This is a genomic window from Lachnoclostridium phocaeense (assembly GCF_959599685.1).
GTDB classification, from domain to species: domain Bacteria; phylum Bacillota; class Clostridia; order Lachnospirales; family Lachnospiraceae; genus Claveliimonas; species Claveliimonas monacensis.
This window is the reverse complement of record NZ_CAUGIN010000005.1, coordinates 55,570-77,434: the sequence shown is the minus strand read 5'-3', so window position 1 is coordinate 77,434 and position 21,865 is coordinate 55,570. Positions and strand designations below refer to the sequence as shown.

Annotated in this window: 15 protein-coding genes and 1 pseudogene; 14 read left to right on the top strand and 2 right to left on the bottom strand. The window is 51.3% G+C overall.

Features of this window, described 5'->3' with window-relative positions:
- Nucleotides 1–89: 89 nt before the first annotated feature.
- The 8 genes from Q5911_RS03610 (at nt 90) to Q5911_RS03575 (ending at nt 9,004) form a co-directional block, all read left to right on the top strand.
- Nucleotides 90–749, top strand: a complete 660-nt coding sequence (locus Q5911_RS03610; protein ID WP_303181042.1) for a stage II sporulation protein R — start codon at nt 90–92, stop codon at nt 747–749.
- 26 nt (nt 750–775) lie between these two features.
- Nucleotides 776–1,963 carry a cation diffusion facilitator family transporter gene (locus Q5911_RS03605; RefSeq protein ID WP_226394954.1) on the top strand — a complete coding sequence of 396 codons (1,188 nt, stop codon included), beginning with the start codon at nt 776–778 and terminating at the stop codon, nt 1,961–1,963.
- A gap of 1 nt (nt 1,964) precedes the next feature.
- Nucleotides 1,965–2,681, top strand: a complete 717-nt coding sequence (locus Q5911_RS03600) for an acyl-[acyl-carrier-protein] thioesterase (RefSeq protein ID WP_303181040.1) — start codon at nt 1,965–1,967, stop codon at nt 2,679–2,681.
- Nucleotides 2,675–3,505, top strand: coding sequence for a CvfB family protein (locus tag Q5911_RS03595; protein ID WP_303181038.1), 831 nt, complete (start codon nt 2,675–2,677; stop codon nt 3,503–3,505). The genes Q5911_RS03600 and Q5911_RS03595 overlap by 7 nt, the downstream gene beginning before the upstream one ends.
- A gap of 73 nt (nt 3,506–3,578) precedes the next feature.
- Nucleotides 3,579–3,812: a polya polymerase gene (locus Q5911_RS03590; protein WP_076779419.1), complete on the top strand. Its 234-nt coding sequence runs from the start codon at nt 3,579–3,581 to the stop codon at nt 3,810–3,812.
- Between the two features lie 183 nt (nt 3,813–3,995).
- Nucleotides 3,996–7,472, top strand: coding sequence for a DNA polymerase III subunit alpha (locus Q5911_RS03585; protein WP_303181036.1), 3,477 nt, complete (start codon nt 3,996–3,998; stop codon nt 7,470–7,472).
- A 74-nt stretch (nt 7,473–7,546) separates the two neighbouring features.
- Complete coding sequence (pfkA, locus tag Q5911_RS03580) at nt 7,547–8,527, top strand: 6-phosphofructokinase (protein WP_281724748.1); 981 nt, start codon at nt 7,547–7,549, stop codon at nt 8,525–8,527.
- Nucleotides 8,528–9,004, top strand: a complete 477-nt coding sequence (locus Q5911_RS03575) for a DUF1934 domain-containing protein (RefSeq protein ID WP_076779414.1) — start codon at nt 8,528–8,530, stop codon at nt 9,002–9,004.
- An 89-nt stretch (nt 9,005–9,093) separates the two neighbouring features.
- Here Q5911_RS03575 and Q5911_RS03570 read toward each other — a convergent pair whose 3' ends face one another.
- Nucleotides 9,094–9,537 (bottom strand): hypothetical protein, encoded by a 444-nt coding sequence (locus Q5911_RS03570; RefSeq protein WP_076779412.1) that lies wholly within the window; start codon nt 9,535–9,537, stop codon nt 9,094–9,096.
- Nucleotides 9,538–9,781: 244 nt separating this feature from the next.
- Here Q5911_RS03570 and tig point away from each other — a divergent pair, with 244 nt between their 5' ends.
- The 5 genes and pseudogenes from tig (at nt 9,782) to Q5911_RS03545 (ending at nt 13,334) form a co-directional block, all read left to right on the top strand.
- A complete protein-coding gene (gene tig, locus Q5911_RS03565) occupies nt 9,782–10,837 on the top strand; it encodes a trigger factor (protein ID WP_226394949.1) in 1,056 nt (351 codons plus the stop codon).
- Between the two features lie 178 nt (nt 10,838–11,015).
- The gene (locus Q5911_RS03560) at nt 11,016–11,852 is read left to right on the top strand and encodes a hypothetical protein (RefSeq protein ID WP_226394948.1); all 837 of its coding nucleotides are present in this window, start codon (nt 11,016–11,018) and stop codon (nt 11,850–11,852) included.
- Between the two features lie 158 nt (nt 11,853–12,010).
- Nucleotides 12,011–12,133 (top strand): annotated as a pseudogene (locus Q5911_RS03555) (sporulation transcriptional regulator SpoIIID); the annotation flags it as partial.
- Between the two features lie 335 nt (nt 12,134–12,468).
- Nucleotides 12,469–13,041, top strand: coding sequence for an SWIM zinc finger family protein (locus Q5911_RS03550; RefSeq protein ID WP_331591668.1), 573 nt, complete (start codon nt 12,469–12,471; stop codon nt 13,039–13,041).
- A 161-nt stretch (nt 13,042–13,202) separates the two neighbouring features.
- Complete coding sequence (locus Q5911_RS03545) at nt 13,203–13,334, top strand: hypothetical protein (RefSeq protein ID WP_303181028.1); 132 nt, start codon at nt 13,203–13,205, stop codon at nt 13,332–13,334.
- 276 nt (nt 13,335–13,610) lie between these two features.
- Here Q5911_RS03545 and Q5911_RS03540 read toward each other — a convergent pair whose 3' ends face one another.
- Entirely contained in the window at nt 13,611–15,344 is a 1,734-nt protein-coding gene (locus Q5911_RS03540; protein ID WP_303181025.1) for a helix-turn-helix domain-containing protein, read from the bottom strand.
- A 213-nt stretch (nt 15,345–15,557) separates the two neighbouring features.
- Here Q5911_RS03540 and Q5911_RS03535 point away from each other — a divergent pair, with 213 nt between their 5' ends.
- Entirely contained in the window at nt 15,558–21,653 is a 6,096-nt protein-coding gene (locus tag Q5911_RS03535; protein ID WP_303181023.1) for a chitobiase/beta-hexosaminidase C-terminal domain-containing protein, read from the top strand.
- Nucleotides 21,654–21,865: the final 212 nt, after the last annotated feature.

Sequence of the window (21,865 nt, the reverse complement as noted above, 5' to 3'; positions counted from 1 at the left end):
GAAAAATGGCAGCAGCCTTGTATAAAAGCCTGAAAAAATGTGAAGACTCCTGATAGATCCCAAATGGGAGCAGTCAGGAGGTACATAGCATGAAGAATAACCGTTATTATATAGGAAAGAGAAAGAAGGAAGCCATCTGTCTTGGCATTGCCCTCCTGTGCGGAGAGCTGCTGACGGGGTTCCTTCTTGTGCAGAGAGGGATGCTGGTGGAAGCCAGGGCCAGGAGAGCCGGCCAGGAGCTGAGCCGGGAGGTGCTCCGCTTTCACGTGCTGGCGGACAGCGACGGGGAAGCAGATCAGCAGAGGAAGATGGAAGTGAAGGAGGCCCTTCTGGATTACATGGAAGGGGAGCTCCCGCAGGAGGCGAACCTGGAGGAGACATGCTCCTGGGTGCGGGACAACCTGGACGAACTGGAGAGGACCGCGGAGGAGACACTCCGGGAGGCGGGCTGCTCGGATGAGGCCAGGGCGGAGCTTGTGCGGGACTATTTCCCGGAGAAGACCTACGGGGATGTGACCTTCCCGGAGGGAGAGTACACAGCCCTCCGAGTCCGCATCGGAGAGGGACAGGGACACAACTGGTGGTGCTGCCTCTACCCTTCTCTTTGCTTTACAGACGCGGTGACCGCCCATGTGCCTGAGGAGGAGAAAGAGCAGCTGGGACGTGTCCTTGGGGAAGACGAATACGAGATGATCACAGCTTACTCAGACTTTAAGGTCAAATGGTTTTTCTTCGGCGGAGACAGATAGATCATACTTGAGAGGAAAAAAGGAACATGACAGAATTTTTGATCAGACATTTCGTGAAGGACTATGAGCAGACAGAGAAGGTGTCCGTCCGCACCCAGTATGGAACGCTGGCGTCGGTGGTGGGCATCTTCTGCAATGTGCTGCTCTTTGCGGCCAAGGCGGTGATCGGACTTCTGATGCACAGCATCTCCGTCACAGCGGACGCGTTCAACAACCTGTCCGACGCCGCATCCTCCGTCATCGGGCTGATCGGGGTGAAGATGGCGGGAAAACCGGCGGACAGTGAGCACCCCTTCGGACACGGAAGGATGGAGTACATAACAGCCCTGGTGGTCTCCTTCCTTGTGATCGAGGTGGGATTTACTTTCTTCAAGGACGCCATCGGCAGGATCAGAGAACCCCAGCCCATGGAATTTGGCATGGTCTCTGTGCTGATTCTCCTGCTGTCCATCTGCGTCAAGCTGTGGATGAGTATTTTCAACAGGAAGCTGGGAAAAAGGATCGACTCCAAAGTCCTGCTGGCCACAGCGGCGGACGCCATCGGGGATGTCATCACCACGGCAGCCACGGTGTTCTCCCTTCTGTTTTTCGGCTTCACGGGCCGGAACATTGACGGCTTCATCGGACTGTGCGTGTCCCTGGTTGTCATGTGGGCGGGTATCGGCATTGCCCGGGATACATTGAAGCCGCTTTTGGGAGAGGCCATCGATCCGGCAGATTACAAAAAGATATCCGGTTTCGTGGAGAGCTATGAGGGGATCGTGGGGAGCCACGACCTGATCGTACATAACTACGGCCCCGGCCGGAATATGGCGTCCATCCACGCCGAGGTGCCCAACGATGTGGACATAGAGACATCCCATGAGATCATCGACCGGATCGAGAGGGACGCGGTGAGGCAGCTGGGCGTCTTCCTCGTCATCCACATGGATCCGGTGGAGACAAAGGACGAAAAGATCCTGGCCGTCATGAGCCAGGTGCAGGAGACGGTGAGCGGGATCGACCCGGATGTTTCCATCCATGACCTGCGGGTGGTGGAGGGAAAGGAGCGGATCAATGTGATCTTTGACATGGTCATCCCCTACCGCTACACGGAGGAAGAAGAGAGAGAACTGACAAAAAAAGTGAGAAAACAGCTCCAGCAGATCGATCACAGATACCAGTGTGTGATCACGACTGAGAAGAGCTACATAGCACAGGGAGAGGAAGAGTAACATGTATGCATTTGACAGCAGGGTAAGGTTCAGCGAGGCAGACCACCACGAGACCATCACCCTTCCGGGGATCATCAACTATTTCCAGGACTGCAGCATTTTTCACTCGGAGGATATCGGCCTTGGGATCGATTATCTGAAAGAAAAGAAGCGGGCGTGGGTGCTGACTTCCTGGCAGATCATCGTGGACAGGTATCCCAGGATCGGGGAGAAGATCAAAGTGGGCACCTGGGCCACCGAGTTCAACGGCCTTTACGGCCACAGAAATTTCTGTATGTGGGATGAAAAAGGAGAGCGAGCGGCCTGTGCCAATTCTATCTGGGCCTTTATGGACCTGGAGAGAGGACGCCCGGCAAAGCCCCTGCCGGAGGACATCGAAAAGTACGGTACGGAGGCGCCCCTTGAGATGGAGTACGCATCCAGAAAGATCAGGCTTCCGGAGGAGCTGGAGGAAGGCACCGCCTTTCCGGTGCGCAAATATCATATTGACACCAACGAGCATGTGAACAATTGCCAGTATGTGCAGATGGCCCTGGAGACACTCGGAGAAGAGCTGCTTGTGAGAAAGGTAAGGGTAGAGTACAAAAGATCCGCTGTGCTGGGAGACATGATCTGTCCCAGGACGGCAAGAGAAGAAGAAAGGACAGTTGTGGAGCTGTGCAATGCGGAGGGAAAACCGTACGCAGTTGTGGAACTGACAGGAGAAAAGAGATGTTAGAAGAAGGATTAGGGAAAAAACAGACGCTGGCCGTTGTGAAAAAGACGGAGTTCGGCGTGTATCTGGGGACAGAGGAAGAGAGGGTGCTGCTTCCGAGAAAGCAGGTGCCGGAGGGCACGCAGGTGGGAGATGAGATAGAAGTTTTCCTGTACCGGGATTCAAAAGACCGTCTGATCGCCACCACCAATGAGCCCAAAATACAGCTTGGGGAAGTGAAGCTTCTCCGGGTGAAGGACACAGGAGCTATTGGCGCATTTCTGGACTGGGGGCTGGAGAAGGATCTCTTCCTCCCCTTCAAGCAGCAGACGGCGAAAGTGAAAAAGGGAGACCAGTGTCTTGTCAGCCTCTACGTGGACAAGAGCGGGAGACTGTGCGCCACCATGAAGGTGTACGACAAGCTGGAGAAAAAGTCCCCCTACAAAAAAGATGACAGAGTCACAGGCATTATTTATGAGAAGAGCCTGAATTTCGGCCTTTTTGTGGCAGTGGACGACCGGTACTGCGCGCTCATCCCCAAGAGGGAGGCCTCGGGCAGGTACAAAGTGGGCGACCGGATAGAAGCGCGGGTGACAGATGTGAAGCCGGATGGAAAGCTGGACTTAAGTCTGCGTGAGAAAGCTTTCATCCAGATGGACAGAGATGCGGAGGCTGTGATGGAAAAGCTTATAGCGAACGGCGGGGAGCTGCCTTTCACGGACAAGGCTGACCCGGAGCTGATCCGCGCGGAGTTCGGTTTTGGAAAGAACGCTTTTAAGCGTGCGGTGGGTCGTCTTCTCAAAGAGGGCAAGATCGAGATCCGGGAAAAAAGCATTGCAATCCGGTAAAATATGGTTATAATGATGGGTAGATGGGGAAAACCTCATCGCTGAGCAAATTTGCAGAAAGGAATGTAGAACTATGAAAGTACAGAACATTACAGATATCGACAAGTTTTTTAAAGTGATTGACGACTGCAAAGGAAAAGTGGAGCTGGTGACAGGCGAGGGAGACAGACTGAACCTGAAGTCCAAGCTGTCCCAGTATGTGTCCATGGCCAACATCTTCTCAGGCGGCGAGATCCCGGAGCTGGAGATCATCGCATACGAGAAAGAGGATATTGACAGACTGGTCAATTTTATGATCAACGGCTAGAAATGATTTTGCGGACGGTTCTCCCGGAAGAGAGGACCGTCTTTTTTGTACTCATTTATCGCATCTGTCCGAAGGACGACTGCCTTAAATGAGCTTCTTGCGCCTCCCTTTTATTCGTAGTACAATGTTTCCAGGTTCACCACCTGCCGGGTGGGATGAATGGAAAGGATATACGGTGAAAATATGAGTTTTGCACATCTGCACGTCCACACAGAGTACAGTCTGCTGGACGGATCCAATAAAATAAAGGAATGTATTTCCCGGGTGAAGGAGCTGGGCATGGACAGCGTGGCCATCACCGACCACGGAGTCATGTACGGCGTCATTGACTTCTACAAGGCGGCAAAGGCCGCGGGGATCAAGCCGGTCCTTGGCTGTGAAGTCTACGTGGCCCCGGGCTCCCGGTTTGACAAGGAGGCCAGGGGAAACAGCGAGAGCAGATACTATCATCTTGTGCTGCTGGCAGAGAACGATACAGGATACCACAATCTGATGAAGCTGGTCTCCCGGGGATTTACGGAGGGCTACTACTACAAGCCCAGGGTGGACATGGAGCTCCTGGAGGAATTCCACGAGGGGATCATAGCCCTCAGCGCCTGCCTGGCGGGAGAAGTGGCGAGAAATATCGGCCAGGGCCTCTACGAGGAGGCAAAGGAGGCGGCCCTGCGTTATGAGAAGATTTTCGGGAAGGGAAACTTCTTCCTGGAGCTCCAGGACCACGGCATGTCCCAGCAGCAGATGGTGAACCAGGCTCTCGTGCGAATGAGCCGGGAGACGGGCATCGAGCTGGTGGCCACCAACGACGTCCACTACACCTACGAGGACGACGTGAAGCCCCACGACATCCTCCTCTGCCTCCAGACAGGGAAAAAGTTGGCAGATGAGGACCGGATGCGCTACGAGGGCGGCCAGTACTACATCAAGTCCGAGGAGGAGATGCGGGAGCTCTTCCCCTATGCCCTGGAGGCGCTGGAAAATACCCAGAAGATCGCTGACCGGTGCAATGTGGAGATCGAGTTCGGCGTGACCAAGCTGCCCAAATACGATGTGCCGGAAGGATACACGTCCTGGGAGTACCTGAATGAGCTCTGCTACAGTGGGCTGGAGCAGAGATACAGCCCTGTCACGGAGGAGCTGAAAGAACGGCTGAAGTACGAGCTGTCTGTTATTCACGACATGGGGTATGTGGACTACTTCCTGATCGTGTGGGATTTTATCAAATACGCCAGGGACAACAACATCATGGTGGGCCCCGGCCGTGGATCCGCCGCCGGAAGCATTGTGGCCTACTGCCTGGGCATTACCAGCATCGACCCCATCCGGTACCAGCTCCTCTTTGAGCGGTTCCTCAACCCGGAGCGTGTGTCCATGCCGGATATTGACGTGGATTTCTGTTTTGAGAGAAGGCAGGAAGTCATAGACTATGTGGTGCGCAAGTACGGCTCTGACCGGGTGGTGCAGATCGTCACCTTCGGTACCCTGGCAGCAAGGGGCGTCCTCAGGGATGTGGGCAGGGTCATGGATCTGCCCTACGCCTTTGTGGACACCATCGCGAAAATGGTTCCCACGGAGCTGAACATTACCCTGGACAAGGCCCTGGCCATGAACCCGGAACTGAAAAAGCTGTACCAGGAAGACGACCAGGTGCGGGAGCTCATTGACATGTCCAAGAGGCTGGAGGGACTGCCCAGGCACACCTCCATGCACGCCGCCGGCGTGGTGATCAGCCAGAAGGCGGTGGACGAGTATGTGCCGCTCTCCCTTGGCTCGGATGGCTCCGTGACTACCCAGTTCACTATGACCACGCTGGAGGAGCTGGGGCTTCTGAAAATGGATTTCCTGGGCCTTCGGACTCTGACTGTGATCCAGAACGCGGTGGAGCTGGCCCGCAGGAGCACGGGAAAAGACATCGACATACACCGCATTGATTACAATGACAAAGCGGTGCTGGATTCCATCGGAACCGGAAAGACGGACGGCGTCTTCCAGCTTGAGAGTTCCGGGATGAAGAGCTTCATGAAGGAGCTGAAGCCTCAGAGCCTGGAGGACATCATTGCCGGGATCTCCTTGTACCGGCCCGGCCCCATGGACTTCATTCCCCAGTATATCAAGGGGAAAAACAACCCGGAGCTGATCACCTACGACTGCCCCCAGCTTGAGCCCATCCTGGCGCCCACCTACGGGTGTATCGTCTACCAGGAGCAGGTCATGCAGATCGTCCGGGACCTGGCCGGCTACACCCTGGGCCGCAGCGACCTTCTGCGTCGCGCCATGTCCAAGAAAAAGGGCGATGTCATGCAGAAAGAGCGGCAGAACTTTGTCTACGGCAATCCGGAGGAGGGAGTGCCCGGCTGCGTTAACAACGGCATAGACGAGAAGACGGCCAACAAGATCTACGACGAGATGATCGATTTTGCAAAATATGCCTTTAATAAATCCCACGCAGCGGCCTACGCGGTGGTGTCCTACCAGACAGCTTATCTGAAATACTACTATCCGGTGGAATTTATGGCAGCCCTTATGACATCCGTGATTGAAAATCCGTCAAAAGTGGCGGAATACATTTACAGCTGCCGTCAGATGGGGATCGCTATCCTGCCCCCGGACATCAACAAAGGAGAGGGGAATTTCTCCGTGGACGGAGGCAGCATCCGGTACGGTCTTGCGGCTATTAAGAGCATCGGCAGGCCGGTGATCCAGTCCATCATCACGGAGAGGGAGACAAGCGGCCTGTTCCGCAGCCTGAAAGATTTCATTGAGAGAATGTCCGGAAAGGATGTGAACCGGCGCACCATCGAGAACTTTATCAAGGCGGGAGCCTTTGATGGCCTGGGCGGCACGAGAAGGCAGTTCATGGCCATCTATGTGCAGATCCTGGACCAGGTGAACCAGGAGAAAAAGTACTCCATGACCGGACAGATGTCCCTGTTTGACCTGGTGGATGAGGAGCAGAAGAAGGAGTTTGATATTCCCTTGCCGGATGTGGGAGAGTACGACAAGGAGACGAAGCTGGCCTTTGAAAAAGAGGTCATCGGCGTGTACCTGACAGGCCATCCCCTGGAAGACTACGAGGAGAAGTGGAAGAAAAATATCACAAGGACCACCCTTGACTTCCAGATCGACGATGAGACCGGGCGCTCCAAGGTGCGGGACGGCGTCAAGGAGACGGTGGGAGGCATGATCACGGCCAAGACTATCAAGCACACGAAAAACAACAAGATGATGGCGTTCCTGACGTTGGAAGATCTGGCCGGCACGGTGGAGATCGTGGTGTTCCCCAGGGATTACGAGAAATACCAGCGGATGCTGGGGCAGGATGACAAGGTGTTTATCCGGGGCAGGGTCTCGGAGGAGGACGACGCTCCCAGCAAGTTGATCTGCGAGAATGTGGTGCCCTTTGAGCAGACGAAGAAGGAACTCTGGATCCAGTACAAGGACAAAGCGGCATACATGGAAGACGAGGAGCATCTCTTTGATATGCTCCGGGCTTCCGACGGCGACGATTCCGTGGTTATCTACTGCCGGGCAGAGAAAGCAGTGAAAAGACTCCCGCCAGGGAAGAATATTTATATCGAACCAGGTATACTGAGCAGATTGACGAATTATTTCGGGGAAAGTTGTGTAAAAGTTGTAGAAAAACCCATTGAAAGCCTAAAGTAGATAATGTAGAATGATAAAGAATAAGAGAAAGAAAAATCCCAAACTATGAATACACGACAAATGGAGGAAAAGTCATGGCAGAGAATAAGGTAATTCGTACGATTGGAGTTTTGACTAGCGGCGGAGATGCGCCGGGAATGAATGCTGCCATTCGTGCGGTGGTAAGAACGGCATTAGGGAAAGGTGTCAAGGTGAGAGGTATCCGCAGAGGTTACCAGGGACTCCTTGATGAAGAGATCATAGATCTGACAGCAAGAGATGTATCTGATACGATCCAGAGAGGCGGTACGATCCTGCAGACAGCCCGCTGCGAGGAGATGCGTACAGAAGAAGGACAGCAGAAAGCAGCAGCGATCTGTAAGAAATACGGCATCGACGGCCTGGTAGTCATCGGCGGAGACGGATCCTTCGCAGGTGCACAGAAGCTGGCTAACCTGGGTGTAAACACAGTGGGTATTCCGGGAACCATCGACCTGGATATCGCCTGTACAGAGTACACCATCGGATTTGACACTGCGGTAAACACAGCTATGGAAGCGATCGACAAAGTAAGAGACACATCTACTTCCCACGAGAGATGTTCCATCATCGAGGTTATGGGAAGAGACGCCGGATGGCTGGCACTTTGGTGCGGTATTGCCAACGGCGCAGAGAGGATCCTTCTTCCTGAGGAACACGACTTTGATGAGAAAGCGATCATCGAGGATATCAAGGAGTGCCGGAAACGCGGCAAGAAGAACTACATCATCATCAATGCGGAAGGTATCGGCGGATCCATCGAGCTGGCCAAGAGGATCGAGGCAGCTACAGGCATGGAGGCAAGAGCGACCATCCTGGGACACATGCAGAGAGGCGGAAGCCCCACATGTAAGGACCGCGTGTATGCTTCCATCATGGGCGCAAAGGCAGTGGATCTTCTTCTGGAAGGCAAAAGCAACCGCGTAGTCGGATACCGGGGAGGCGAGTATGTGGACTTCGATATCAACGAAGCCCTGAACATGCAGAAAGGTATCCCGGCTTATCAGTATGAAATTGCAAGAGAGCTGGCACTGTAAATGACAAAGGATGTATTGATCAGTATTTCCGGACTCCACTTCGGCACAGAGGAGGAGAACGGAGAGGGTGAACCGGTGGAGATCATCACGCCGGCAGTCTATTACCTGAAAAATGACAGGCACTACGTGCTCTACGACGAGGTTGTGGAGGGCGTGCCCGGTACGGTCAAAAATACGATCAAGATCAACGGGGACAGTCTGTTTGAGCTTCGCAAGAGCGGGCTGGCCAATGCCCGCATGGTGTTTGAGAAGGGAAGGATGAATATGACTTCCTACCAGACGCCCTTTGGCGAAATGATGGTGGGGATCCACACGAGGGACATCACCACAGAAGTCGCCGAAGACAGAATCGATGTGCATATCAGTTATGCCCTGGATATCAACAGCGAGCCCCTGTCTGACTGTGAGATTGATGTGCATATCAGACCGGTGCACAGCGCTGAGGCGCCGGAGATGCCCGGGATCTTGAAAAGCTGAAACGAACAGCAGAAAAATGAAAAAGAAAAACTCCAGGTTCCAAAACCTGGAGTTTTTTTGTGTCCTTCCTATGTGATGTGTGACGCAGTCTATATTTTGTCCCGAAGTCTGGCGATCAGGCCTTTCTTCTTCGGCGGTGCTTCCAGAGGACCGCGCAGGCCTCTGACTGCTGTGATATAGATGCCGCTCACGGTAGCCTTGACTTCCTTTTTTACAGGAATAAGGGGATACACCTTGGAGTCGCACATCAGTGTCATGATCTTCGGCCCTACCTTTGCCTTTACAACCGGAACCTTGGAGCGGCGGAGATACTTGGGTGTGTTTTCCAGTACAATAGACGGAAAGCCGGCATCTCTCAGGCGCATTGTGCGCTTGTCAATGATAAGCATGGTAAGTGTCTGCGCTGCAGCCTCCAGCTGTTCCTGCTGCTCAGCCTGTCTTTTTTCAGCCTTTTTGCCGAGGAAGTACAGCACAATACACGCAATGATCAAAACGATCAGAATGACTAATAAAACAATCGTAAATGTAGACACGGGAAACCTCCTCACTATGTAATAATGCACAGTATATTTTAACATTGTTTAGGGGGATGCGCAATGTTTTTCTTGCGCGGATTTTGTGTTTTCTGGCTTCCTGCACTCCTGCTTTTCGGAGAGAAGGAAATGAAAAAAGTATAAAGCCACTTTTATTCAAAAGCGGGATGTGCTATACTGATACGAGTATCCGGCTAAGGATGAAGGATACAGAAGAAAGAATCAAGGATTAAGAGGTGTAGACATGAAAAGGAAAGCAGCGCTTTTACTGGCTGGCATACTGACATGCTCCGCGGCACTGGCAGGATGCTCCGGCGGCAACCAGGCGTCCAATGAGTATGTGACGGTCGGCGGGTACAAAGGGATAGAAGTAGATAAGGTGGCCGATAAAGAGGAAGTAACAGATGAAGATATAGACAGCTATATTGCCTCCGTACAGCAGCAGAATGCCCAGCAGGTGACAGATCGTCCCGTACAGAAAGGTGATATTGCCAACATCGATTTCGTGGGAAAAATGGACGGCCAGGAGTTTGACGGAGGTTCCGGCCAGGGATATGACCTGACCATTGGCTCCGGTCAGTTTATCGATGGATTTGAGGACAGCATTATCGGGCACAATGCAGGGGAGACTTTTGACTGGAATGGCCAGTTCCCGGACCCCTACACAGGAAACCCGGAATTCTCCGGCAAACCGGTGACCTTTACCATCACAGTCAACTCCATCAGCACTCTCCCGGAAGTGAACGATGACTTTGTAAAGACGGTGTCTGAAGAGTCCAGCACTGTGGACGAGTACCGGGAGGAAGTAAAGAAGACGCTGGAGGAGTCCGCAGAGGAAAATTACAATTATAGTCTGGAGTCAGAGGCCTGGAATGCTGTGCTTGAGAAGGCAGAGGTGGAGAAGTATCCCGAGGATGAAGTGAATGAGATCAAGGATCAGCTGGTCCAGCAGTACAAGGATGCAGCAGAGACCTATGGCATGAGCTATGAGGACTTTATCTCAAGCCAGATGAACATGGATGTGTCCGGCTTTGAGAGCCAGGCTGAGGAAGCTGCGCAGCAGTCCGTCAAGCAGAAGTATGTTGCCAGGGCTATTGCGGATGAAGAGAACCTGACACCGACAGATGAGGAGTATGAAGAGCATTTCAAAGACCTGGCCGAGACCTATGGCTTTGAGGATGTGGATGCGCTGAAGGAGGCGGCCACTGAGGAGGAGCTGAAGGATATGGTGATTCAGCAGATCGTGCAGGAGTGGCTGGCTGACAACTGCATACAGGTAGTCAGTGACTCGGCAGAGTAGGACAGGGACCGGGATCTACTTCCAACTAAAGAGAGCTTCAGGCAGGGCGTGTGCCCTGCCTTTTTATGCAGTGAGAGCATGTGAAAAGTCGGAAAACAGACTGGTTGAGGAGCATTCCTCTAGATGAAATATTGGATAAGTAAATCCAACGAGCAGGTTTTGCGAAGGAGGAAAGAAAATGATGAAGATAATACAAAAGATAGGTGCAAAAAGAATAGCGGTGGTATTGGTGCTTTTTGTAGTGGCGTTTCTGTCAATAAATGTATTTTCAAAGGCGGCAAGCAATCCGGAAAATCATACGAAAACAATAGAGTCTTTAGATGAAAAGAAAGCAGATGTTTTGAAACTGACAGCGGCCTCAGCGGCGGCATCTGCTGCAATTGCGGCAATCCCTGGAGATGCTACAACACCTGTGGCAAATAAACTGGCAGACCTGACCTCATATTTTATGATCATTCTAATGGTTGTTTTCCTGGAAAAATATCTAGTTACACTTACTGGGTATGCGGCGTTTACTATATTGATTCCAGCAGCCTGTATCCTTTTGGGAATAGGAATATGTCTGAATAGAACATTTTTTAAAATGCTGGCAATAAAAATGGCGGCTTTTGCGTTGGTTATATTTATGATTATCCCGATAAGTATGAAGGCTTCGGCAATAATAGAGCAAACGTACGATGCATCTGTGGAAATGGTCATGGAAGAGGCTGATGAGATAACAAATGAAATAGACGAAAACACAGATTCGGAAGGTAATATAATCGATAAAGCATTGTCAAAGATTAAAGATGGGGCAGCGGGTTTATTGGAAAAAGGTGAAAAGGTTTTAAACCATTTTATTGAAATGATTGCTGTAATGTTGGTCACATCCTGTTTAATTCCCATTGTTGTATTATTATTTATGGTTTGGTTTGTTCGAATATTATTTGGAATACAGATAAATTTGCCCCAAAACATGCCAAAACGGGTTGCGTCCAATCTTCCCGGCCATAAAAATGTGTCTGAAAAGCAGTAGATGAAGCAAACTGCCACATAATATCGAGGTGGGAAGACGAGGCTAATATTTCCTGATTAGGAGAATAGACAGGAATTGTAATGAGCTGGTTTTGAAAGAAAAGCATGACTTTTTATTCCCCTGCATACATTGTAAAAAGAATGTATGCAGGGGTTTTTATGAAAGAGTATATTGAGGAGAGGGCAGTAGAGATCGCATGTTATATCATTGAACATAAGGCTACAGTGAGGCAGACGGCTAAACAGTTTGGGGTCAGTAAGTCGACCATACATATAGAAGTAATAATATAGAACGGTTTGTGTGGGTGATGAGATGATGAGAGGCGGAATATTCATATTACGAGATTAGATTGCATATATGATAAAATTAAGATAATAAGAATGTGAAGAAAGAAGAGATCACTATGATACAGATCAGACCATGAAGATGTGTTCCGGAATGTAAAGAGTGTGATCTATGACAAATAAAAATACAGATTTCAATATCTGCCGCTTTTTGAGCAGGATCTGGTACAGACAGTGAGTTACATTACGAATGTACAGAAAAATCCAAAATCTGGATGCTGCGGAAAAACTTGTGAACGATGCAGACTTTATGGAGCGCGGGATAAGGATAGATTTTTATAAAAATAAGGTTTTTAGAAGACAGGAGAGCAGTTTTAGAACTCCATAAAACGGAACAGGGATATCATGCTATTGTAGAGGGGACAGATGACTATGAAGTAGATCTTGAAATAGAAGAGGGAGAGGTTTGTGAAATGTATTGTTCCTGTCCCTATGCGGAAGATGGAAATAACTGCAAGCATATGGCGGCAGTTCTTTATGAGATTGAGGAACAAAGTGACGGAAGGATCTTGACAGAAGAAAAATTCCCGGGTTGTCAGAAAGAAGAGTTAGAAGAAATTATTGAAAATGTTCCGGAAAAGGAATTGCGTTCATTCATAAAGGGTATTGCCGCACATAACAATGAGATCCGGGATCTGCTCATGACCAGATATGCGTCGAAGATAGATGAGAAACAGATGAACCGTCTCAAACAGGGAGTAGATGATCTTGTATGGAAGTACGGAGACAGAAGCGGTTATATTGATTACCGGAACGCCCTGGATTTCATCTGGGCTCTGGAAAGGTATCTGGAAGAACTGGCGGTTTTCGGTTGTGAGAGGATTGGAGATACAGGAGAATCTTGAGCGGGGGAATATGTCCGAAGCAATCCGGGTCCTGCAGGAAAGTAAAATCCTGGACAAAGAGTATCCGGGTCTGGCTGCCGGGTACAGCGAGCAATTGATCTCAATCTATGAAAAGCCGTAAAAATTATATGATTCTGTATCCATTTATGGAGGCGGAAGGAATGTATAAACGTATGCTTGAATGTCTGAAAAAAGACGGTTTTATCTATAATCTGGACAAATATGAAAAAGTACTCAATGACCGGTTATTTCCATCAGTGAGGAGGATGAGACAGCTTGTAAAAAGAGGGTAAACTGAATTCTAACCGGAGGAGGTTAATCATAGTCTGTAAAAAACGGACAAGGAGGTGGGACCGCCGTGAAATAGCAAAACCTGAAGTATCGTTTTCATGATCCGGCGGTTGCTGCTGAGTACATAATGAAGGTATTTGTTGAGGCAAATGAGAAGAAAGTAGAAGAGACAATCAGAGAAGCTGCCAGGGGAAGAAAGTTTGCCAGCGCCACATAGCAGCAAAATGTTTTAGCTGCTATGCAGGCGCGAGGGATTAAGAGTTAGCGACTATGATCTGTTATGATTCAACAATGGGAATACTCATGTTTTCAAAGGCATTCCGCATCTTTGGATGGCGGATAAGGAAATGGATAGAAGGCGTTTTATTTTTTGATACGGTGACACACTTCCCTTCGTGGATACAGATCTGTATGTTTCGGAAGGGGGATCCCGGATTTTCTGTCATACGATAATGAGGGTGCTGTTTCGGATAGTCCTGTATCAGGCGCAGATGTTTCTGATAGTCCTCCCAGGAGTACAGAATATCTTTTTCATAAAACATACCGGAAAGCGGCAGAACAATTGGATATTTCCCGAATTCTTCTCTGGTCAAAACGGGAATCTCCTCTGTTATAAAGCTGTGCCGCATAATCTTATCTGCCAGTCCGCGCTGTGATATCACGTGCTGTCGGATCTGCAGGGCGTCTGTTTCCGGAATATTATTACGGCTTAAAATCTGATGCAGCAGCTCGTCGGTTATGGTGTGCAGGGATAAAGAGGACAGGATATAATATCTGTTTCCCGCTGTTTCGGCGTTGTCCTGCAAAAATTTGTTATATGTCTGCGCCTGTTCTGAACGGAAGATTTCCATCAGGGGGTATGCCTTTGATAAAAGCTGTTTTGCACGTTTTTTATAATAGGCAACCTCCTCTTTGTTTTTTGTCAGATAATATTTCCCGTCGGTATGGTATCCGCTGATGGCTTCTCCTGTTAATGCTACGCTACCGGAGACTTTCAGAAAATGAGAAAATATATTTCCCTGCACGTTCTTCAGGTAATAAGGAGAAACCTGACCTGTCATATACATGGGGATCCAGCTTTCAAGTCCCAGCATCATTTCTTCAAAAGAACGGTCTATGTTATGGATGTGATTCAGATGCAGTCCCTTTTTCAGCATCATTGCCATACCGAACATCCATTTTTTAGGGAAATCAGGATCTTTTGCCATTTCACCCATCGGCATGTCACTGTACATAATCACAGGCTCTTTCGATTTTGAAAGAACGGTTGCCTTTAAAAAGGCCAGTTCGCTGTCCATAAATTCCTTTAGTCCGAAGTAGGTTTTTGAAGTCGGAAGCTGGAACGGAACAGACGGTACTTTCCATTCATCGAAATGGATTGCTCGAATATATTCGTTCAGATCAAACTCATCCAGCTTTTCCAGAAAACCGGACATATAATCTCTGGATTTTCCGGTTCCGTTTAACAGCCATTCAGCAAGCATGGACTGAAAAGAAGAATAATCAGATAACTCTTCCGGTTTGCAGCAGATCAATTCTGAGACGATGTTCCGCTGTGTTTCATTTGTATAACGGCGGGCGATAAAACTGCTGACGCCTGCGGCAAATTCATGCGGATTGGCAGGCTGCCTTTGTCCGTTTCGTATGCGGGAAACATAGGAAGCATCATAATTTAAAAAGCGGGAAAGTTCAGAAATGCTTACAGGCAGAGCTGTAAGGAGGGTATTAAAGTTTTCCTGCAGATTGGCAACGTTAATCGTGCCGCTTCTGACGCAGGGAGCAAAAGAGTCCGATACGGAGCGGATTGTCAGATCTGTCCTGTTTTTCTTTTCCGCAATCCGGACGATGCCATGCACAAGGTTTTTGAGGTTTTCCGTTTCTGCTTCGGGGACGCGTTCGCCGGAACGGTACCGGCTTATGGTGGCAGCAGAAATTCCGGAGGCTTCCGACAATTCTTTTGCGGTACATCCGAGCATTTCAATATATTCTGAAAGTTTATCTTTAAAATCCAATGTTCTTTCCTCCTGTAGTACGGCTGTATTTATTATACAGTACAAACCTTCCATTATGATGCTGAAATTTCCGAAAAGGCATTGCCTGTTTGGAAACAATAAGGAAATCTCCGGAAATACCGCTTATAATCAGGCTTATGTGAATGAATGAACTTACTATGTCCTGTATCAATCAGTACATACATAATATTCATTTCAGACAGGGGGTTATTTATGAAAAAAACAAATGGAAAGAAAAGATGGGTGGCGGTTTTACTCATGTTATGTATGGTACTGTCCATGCTTCCGACGACTGCCTTTGCAGTCACAACGGACCGTACCATGTCCGCATCCATTTACACAGGTCAGGACAGCAGTACCGGCGGATTTACCGGACAGACCGACACGTTCTCCACAGACCAGGAGGGGCTGATCCTGCATCTGAGCGGTTTTAAGGACGCGCTTCCGGAGGGATCGGTGGTAGAGAGCCTTGCCTTCTACCCCGCAGACGGATCCGATGAGTGGGGAACCGTGTTCTGGTTCAACGGGACAGAGGACTATCCCTGCAACAATGGGACCGCTAATGACAAGATCTTTGTGGATGGGGTGTATAACGGCGTGTTCCAGCTACTGAATTTTACGCCTGGCGGAAATATGTCTCTGACTCCGGGGACATACAAGGTGATGGCCTATGTGGGAAACGGGAAGACGGGGGACGCCTATGAGGAATTATACTATCTGTCCACCGACACCTTCACCATCACTGAAGGAGATGAAGGCCCTGCCGAAAGCAATCCCATCGTGGACAGCTACACCTTCCCGGATGGTACGGTAGATGCAGCCTATGAGGCAAATCTGCCCGCTGTGCCGGGAACTGACGGGCATACCCTGACCTGGGAGGTGGCAAGCGGCAGGCTGCCCGACGGGCTCAGCCTTACGACGGTGAGTAAAAGCGCCGTGGTTTCCGGAACGCCCACCACTGAAGGTACTTATAATTTTACGTTAAAGGTTACCGAACGGGATGCTGAAAACAATATTACCGGCAGCACCAGCAGGAGCTACTCCATCACCATAAGGAAAGCGGCGAAAATCAGCAGCGGCTACGCCTACTTTACCACAGACAATAGCGGCAACCCCATTGCGGAAGGCTGGGGCACCTATACGATGACCCTTTCCGGCCAGGTGGATGCCGATACGGCTGCCGCTACGCTGTACTATAACGGAAGCAGTACACAGGAAATAGAATTATCCAGAAGAGGGGGCAGCAATGCGTTTGACGGAAGTCTTAATATACCGGAAGACGCCACGGTACTGAACAAGGTGGTTTTCACCGCGGACGGTGTGGAGAAGCCCTATGAATATGAAGTGAAAAAGGGCGACGTCCAGCCCTGCGTGGAGGCAACGGTGAGCGGTGTCCCAGACGGCGGCAGCCGTGTCCTTGTGCTGCAGAAGAAGGCCGGCAATACCTGGGAGTATGAAAAAACAGTGGATTCCCGGGCAGGAAGCGGCGATGTAGATGTCGTCTCCGGGCTGGAGAGCGGCGAGACCTACCGCCTGGCGCTGGTCAGCAGCCAGTCCGGAAGATTGATCGAATACGGGACAAGTGAAGAGCTGACCGGTATTACCGGGAGAAAGCGTGTAGAGGTTGCCTATGTGGAGAGAACAGTGACCACGGTAATGCCCCAGGTTTATGCCGGTGAAAATCAAGTATACAGCAGCTGTACGCTGAACTGGTATGACGCAGAAAGCGGCGGCAGTCTGGTGGCCACCGGCTTCAGTCATGCCTTTGTGGACGGGGACGCCCCCCTGTGGGTGGAGGCTGTGCCCACGCGCAGCTATGCCCTCCACTACCTGCCCTCTGCGCGGGTACAGGCGGACGGCACGGACAGTGAGCCGGTGCTGACGATGCCCTCTGCGCCCACAAGCACGGTCACCGGTACGGTGACATTAGAGGGCGAGCCTGTCTCGGGAGCCAGGGTCACCGTGTCCGTGACCACGGGGGACGGCTACGCCGCTACTTATCGCGCTTATGCGGATAAAAACGGAGCATTTACGATCAAAGACGTGCCGTTGTCAGCGCCGGACAATGAGTTTTTGCTCACCGCCACCGATGCTTCCATCAACGACTGGACTTACGACGGACTTACGGCAGAAAACTGTGAGAATATAGAAATCAAAGCCAAGCGGCGGACCGGCATGATCCAGATGCCCGGACTTTACGGAACGGTAACGGTAACCGACGCAGAGGGGAAAGAAGTACCCATACGCAGCAAGAGCAGCGATGCTGTCTATCTGGAGGCGGACAAGGCTGCGGCAGGCCAGACCGTTACCATCCATGTAGATAGAACATCCAATTATGCTGATTTTACCGTTACATTGGACGATAACAAATGCGCTGCTGTGACAGAGACCGGCACATGGATGTATTGGGATCGTGCAATATTCAAAATAGCCAGTAATCAGATGAATACAACCGTCCTGTGCTATGATGCGGGCGGAAAGCTGTGCTATGAATCCAAAATAGGAAATACTGCTACAAGATGCAGCGGTCCATATCAGAATGGCGGAACCTACACCTGGGTATTCGCGTCCACTGCCGCCCTGGGTGCTGTAAGCTATACAGAAAAAAGCACCTTTGACGGCCTGAAAAAAGCGGTGGACGCCGGCTGCTATCAGACCGTTGACGTCACATTGGAGGAGCCCCAGGCCGGCAGCGCCCCAAAGGCCAAAACCACGGATGTGGAGCTGAATTTTTCATATCCGATTAATAAAATGACGGATGTGGACGCCAGCGGGCTGACGATGTCCGCAGACGTGGAGACCATCGACTTCCGTGTGACGGCCGCTGCAAAAGAAGAAGGACTGAAGCAGAAGAAAGCCATCATCTGTGTGGACATTAACAACATAAGCGACAGTATTTCGGGCATCGGGACTCCGGATGTGGTCAATGGCAGCGTGTATATCAACGGTCACAAAGCCGGGACGGACGTGATTATATATCCCAATAATGATGATCATATAACTAGCTTTAGGGGCGACTATTCCATCACCATCCCGGATGTGGACGCTTATGACGGCTGGCCGCTGGTGGTACAGTTCCAGGCAAAGAGGATTAATATGGGCAACCTGACTGCCACTGCGTCATTAAAAGATAGTTATGGCGATAAGGTTACTTTAGGCCAGGCAGATCTGAGCAGTCCCGCCATCAGCCTTTATGCTCCTGCCGGGGTGAATCAGGACCGCTTTTCGGTGTACGGGCTGGCGCCCGGCGGCAAAGAGGTTTCCCTCTATTTGGACGGGAAGCTTGCCGCCACCGTGACAGCACAGAATACCGGCTACTACACGGCGGAGCTGGATCTGGGCGAGCCCTATATCTATGAGGAATACACCCTTTCCGCCATGGTTGAAACAGACGGCCAGACCATCTCCTCCCGCACGGTGGATCTCTGCTACAACTCCACCCTGCCCAGCCTGTATGAGATCCGGGCGGAAAATTATAATTGGAATTGGTTCACTCTGTGGACGGACGGTCAGGCGGAGATCGGTTACTATTATTATATGCCGAATATTCCAATGCGCTTTTCCGCTTCCTTTACGGACAGCAACGGCAACCGGATCACCGACGCGAACGCCATGGAGGAGGTCTATGTCCATGTGCCAAGGGCGGACGGCGTGGTTACCCTGAAGGCGGAGTATGACAGCAGCCTGAACGCCTGGGTAACAGAAAAGTATAAGTGCGGCAACAACCCGCCGCAGAATACCTGGGTGAGCTACACCCCGGCCACCCCGGGCCTGGCGGCTACGGCGCAGGATCTGGAGCGGGCGGATGCCGCACAGGCGAATGTGGACCCTGTCACAGAGAGCGATGTGGCGGACTACAAAGAGGATTTCAAAAATATGGGCGTGTCTGTCAAATGGGACGAGGACGGAACGCCGGAGTCCATGACCATCCCCGCAAACGGCAATACCTATACTATCACCAGCTCGACCACCCAGGGCGGGGCAGCCGCCGGGATCGCGGAACTGCCCAGGTGGGAGGAAGAGCCGGTGACGGCAGACCATGACAAAACCGGCGCCACTTACATCGTGCCCTCCGGCAATGTGGTCTACGCCCGTGTCAGCGGTCCGGATGAGGCCGAATTGAAATACGATTACATCGAAAGCTATGACCTGCCGGACGGGGACCAGTTCGTGGTGCGCACCACCGTGACCGCAGATCAATATACGCAGGTTTACTATGACACGGCTGCCGACGATATTACCACAGTGACCTACAAAGCCAAAAACAAAAATACCCTTCCCAAGGGAGATTATAAGCTGAACAGCGACCGGATTGTGGATCTTGCATACCACTGGGCTACGGTTGCCTATGATATGGACAACCTGCAGACTGCGCAGACCCGGACCCTCAGCAAGGCGGCACGCTCTGAATCTGCTTACCGGTACACCGGCAACCATGAGATCGACACCTATGCACAGCTGCTCCAGTTCTACCGCGACAACGGGGTCACCGTGGACGGCGAGGCGGGAAGCGGCGGCACCGACACCTGGTGGGAGTACGTGGTGGACGGAGGCGGGGACGGCACCCTGGGAAGCCTCCACAGCCGCGCAAACGGCGGCAAGGCCAACCAACGCCTCTCCAACGCCCTCTTCAAACAGCTGGGCAGTGACATCAAGAGCGCGGTATCGGGCGGCAAGGACATCTACCAAAAAGGTCCCCAGGTGGCGATCAAAAAGATTCGGGAAATGCTGACCAAGCAGACGAAGAACCAGCTCAAGCAGCGATACGGAAAGGTCAAGGATTCCGAGGAGATTCTGGAAGCGAAGCGGGAGGCGTACCAGTTCGCCGCAGACCTGAAGAAGAAGGGACGCGACGTGGACTTCACCAACCTGCCTCCCATCGAGGGGCTCATGGATCCCCGGGACTGGGGAAAAGATAAGGATTATCAGGACGCCTTTGATGATGACAGCGGCGGAGGCGGAGACGACAGCGGTGAAGGCGGAGACAGCAGCGGAAGCGGAGACAGCAGTGGCGGCGGAGGCGGAGGCTTCCTTGATGGTTACGGCGACGGCGGCTCCGGCGGCAGCAGTTCCGGCGGCAGCAGCAGTTCCGGCAGTTACGGAAACTATACCGTAGAGGTTCCCAATACAAGGAAGGCGATTATTGACCCATCCGGATATGTGTACGCAGGTGTTGAGAGCAACCGGGTTGAGGGCGCTGACGCCACGGTATACGAGGTGGCCGAAAATACCGGTACCCGTACCCTTTGGAATGCAGAAGCCTTTGACCAGAGCAATCCTTATATCACCGGGGCAGACGGTTTCTATCAGTGGATGGTGCCATCAGGCCTGTGGTCGGTCAGCGTGGCGGCCAATGGCTATGACGCCTACACAACAGGGGAGAAGGACGGTACAGATGCGAAGGAAATCAACGGCACGTGGGCCATGCCTGTGGCGCCCGTACAGCTGGATGTGAATATTGACCTCCAGGCAAGTGCGGCCCCCACGGTAGAGAGCGTCCAGGCGGCCGGAGAGGGTGTATACATTGTATTTGACCAGTATATGAATACGGACACCCTGACGGCGGAGCAGTTTGTGCTTCTGGTAAACGGGGAAAAGCAGGAATTCGAGGTTTCTTATCCGGACGCGGAGAAAAACGGCGGCAAAACCTATGCCCGCACTGTGATGCTGACAGGCGCGGCCTATACGGGTGAAGATTCCATCTACCTGCGCGTGGAACCGAATGTGGAAAGCTATACCGGCAAGGAAATGGATTTCAGTTATGAGGAGAGAGATATTCCGGTTGTGGCACTGCAGAAGGCAGAAGCGCCTGCGGCAGATCCCGGCAGCGGCAGCGTGGAAGTGAACACGGCAGTTACGTTAACAACGGCGACTGAGGGGGCAAAAATCTTCTACACCACGGACGGCAGTGAGCCGGGTCTGACAAGTAAGCTCTACACAGGCCCCATCCTCATTACCGCTGACACGGTCATCAGGGCCATTGCGGTGAAAGCAGGCATGACCAACAGTGACGTGGCTGCATTCACCTATACTGTGGAAGTCTCCGGCGATGACCAGCCGGGAACGGATCCGGGAGAAGACCAGCCGGGAACCGATCCCGGTGAGGAGCAGCCGGGAATTGATCCGGGCGGTGATCAGCCTGACGGTGACGTTACGGCGCAGGAGCCGGACAAGAATACCGGCGACGTAACCAGTCCACAAAGCGGTGACAGCAGCAACGTTCTGCCATGGATTATTTTGCTGATTCTGTCTGGCGGTGGAATTGGTATAGCATATAAAAAGAATAAACGAAATACACGTAACAGATAATAATTGAGGAGAGGAAAATATCTATCCTCAAACCAAACAGGGGGATTGTGGAAAAACCAGTCACAATCCCCCTGAAATTTTTTTATAAAAGAGAAAAGATAAGGCGGAGATTGTAGTGAGGGCTGTTGAATGGTCAGGAACGGTAGTTGAACCGGTGATGTTATCTGTATGGAAAACCAGTAAAAACTTAAAATCATATGATTGTGATGAAT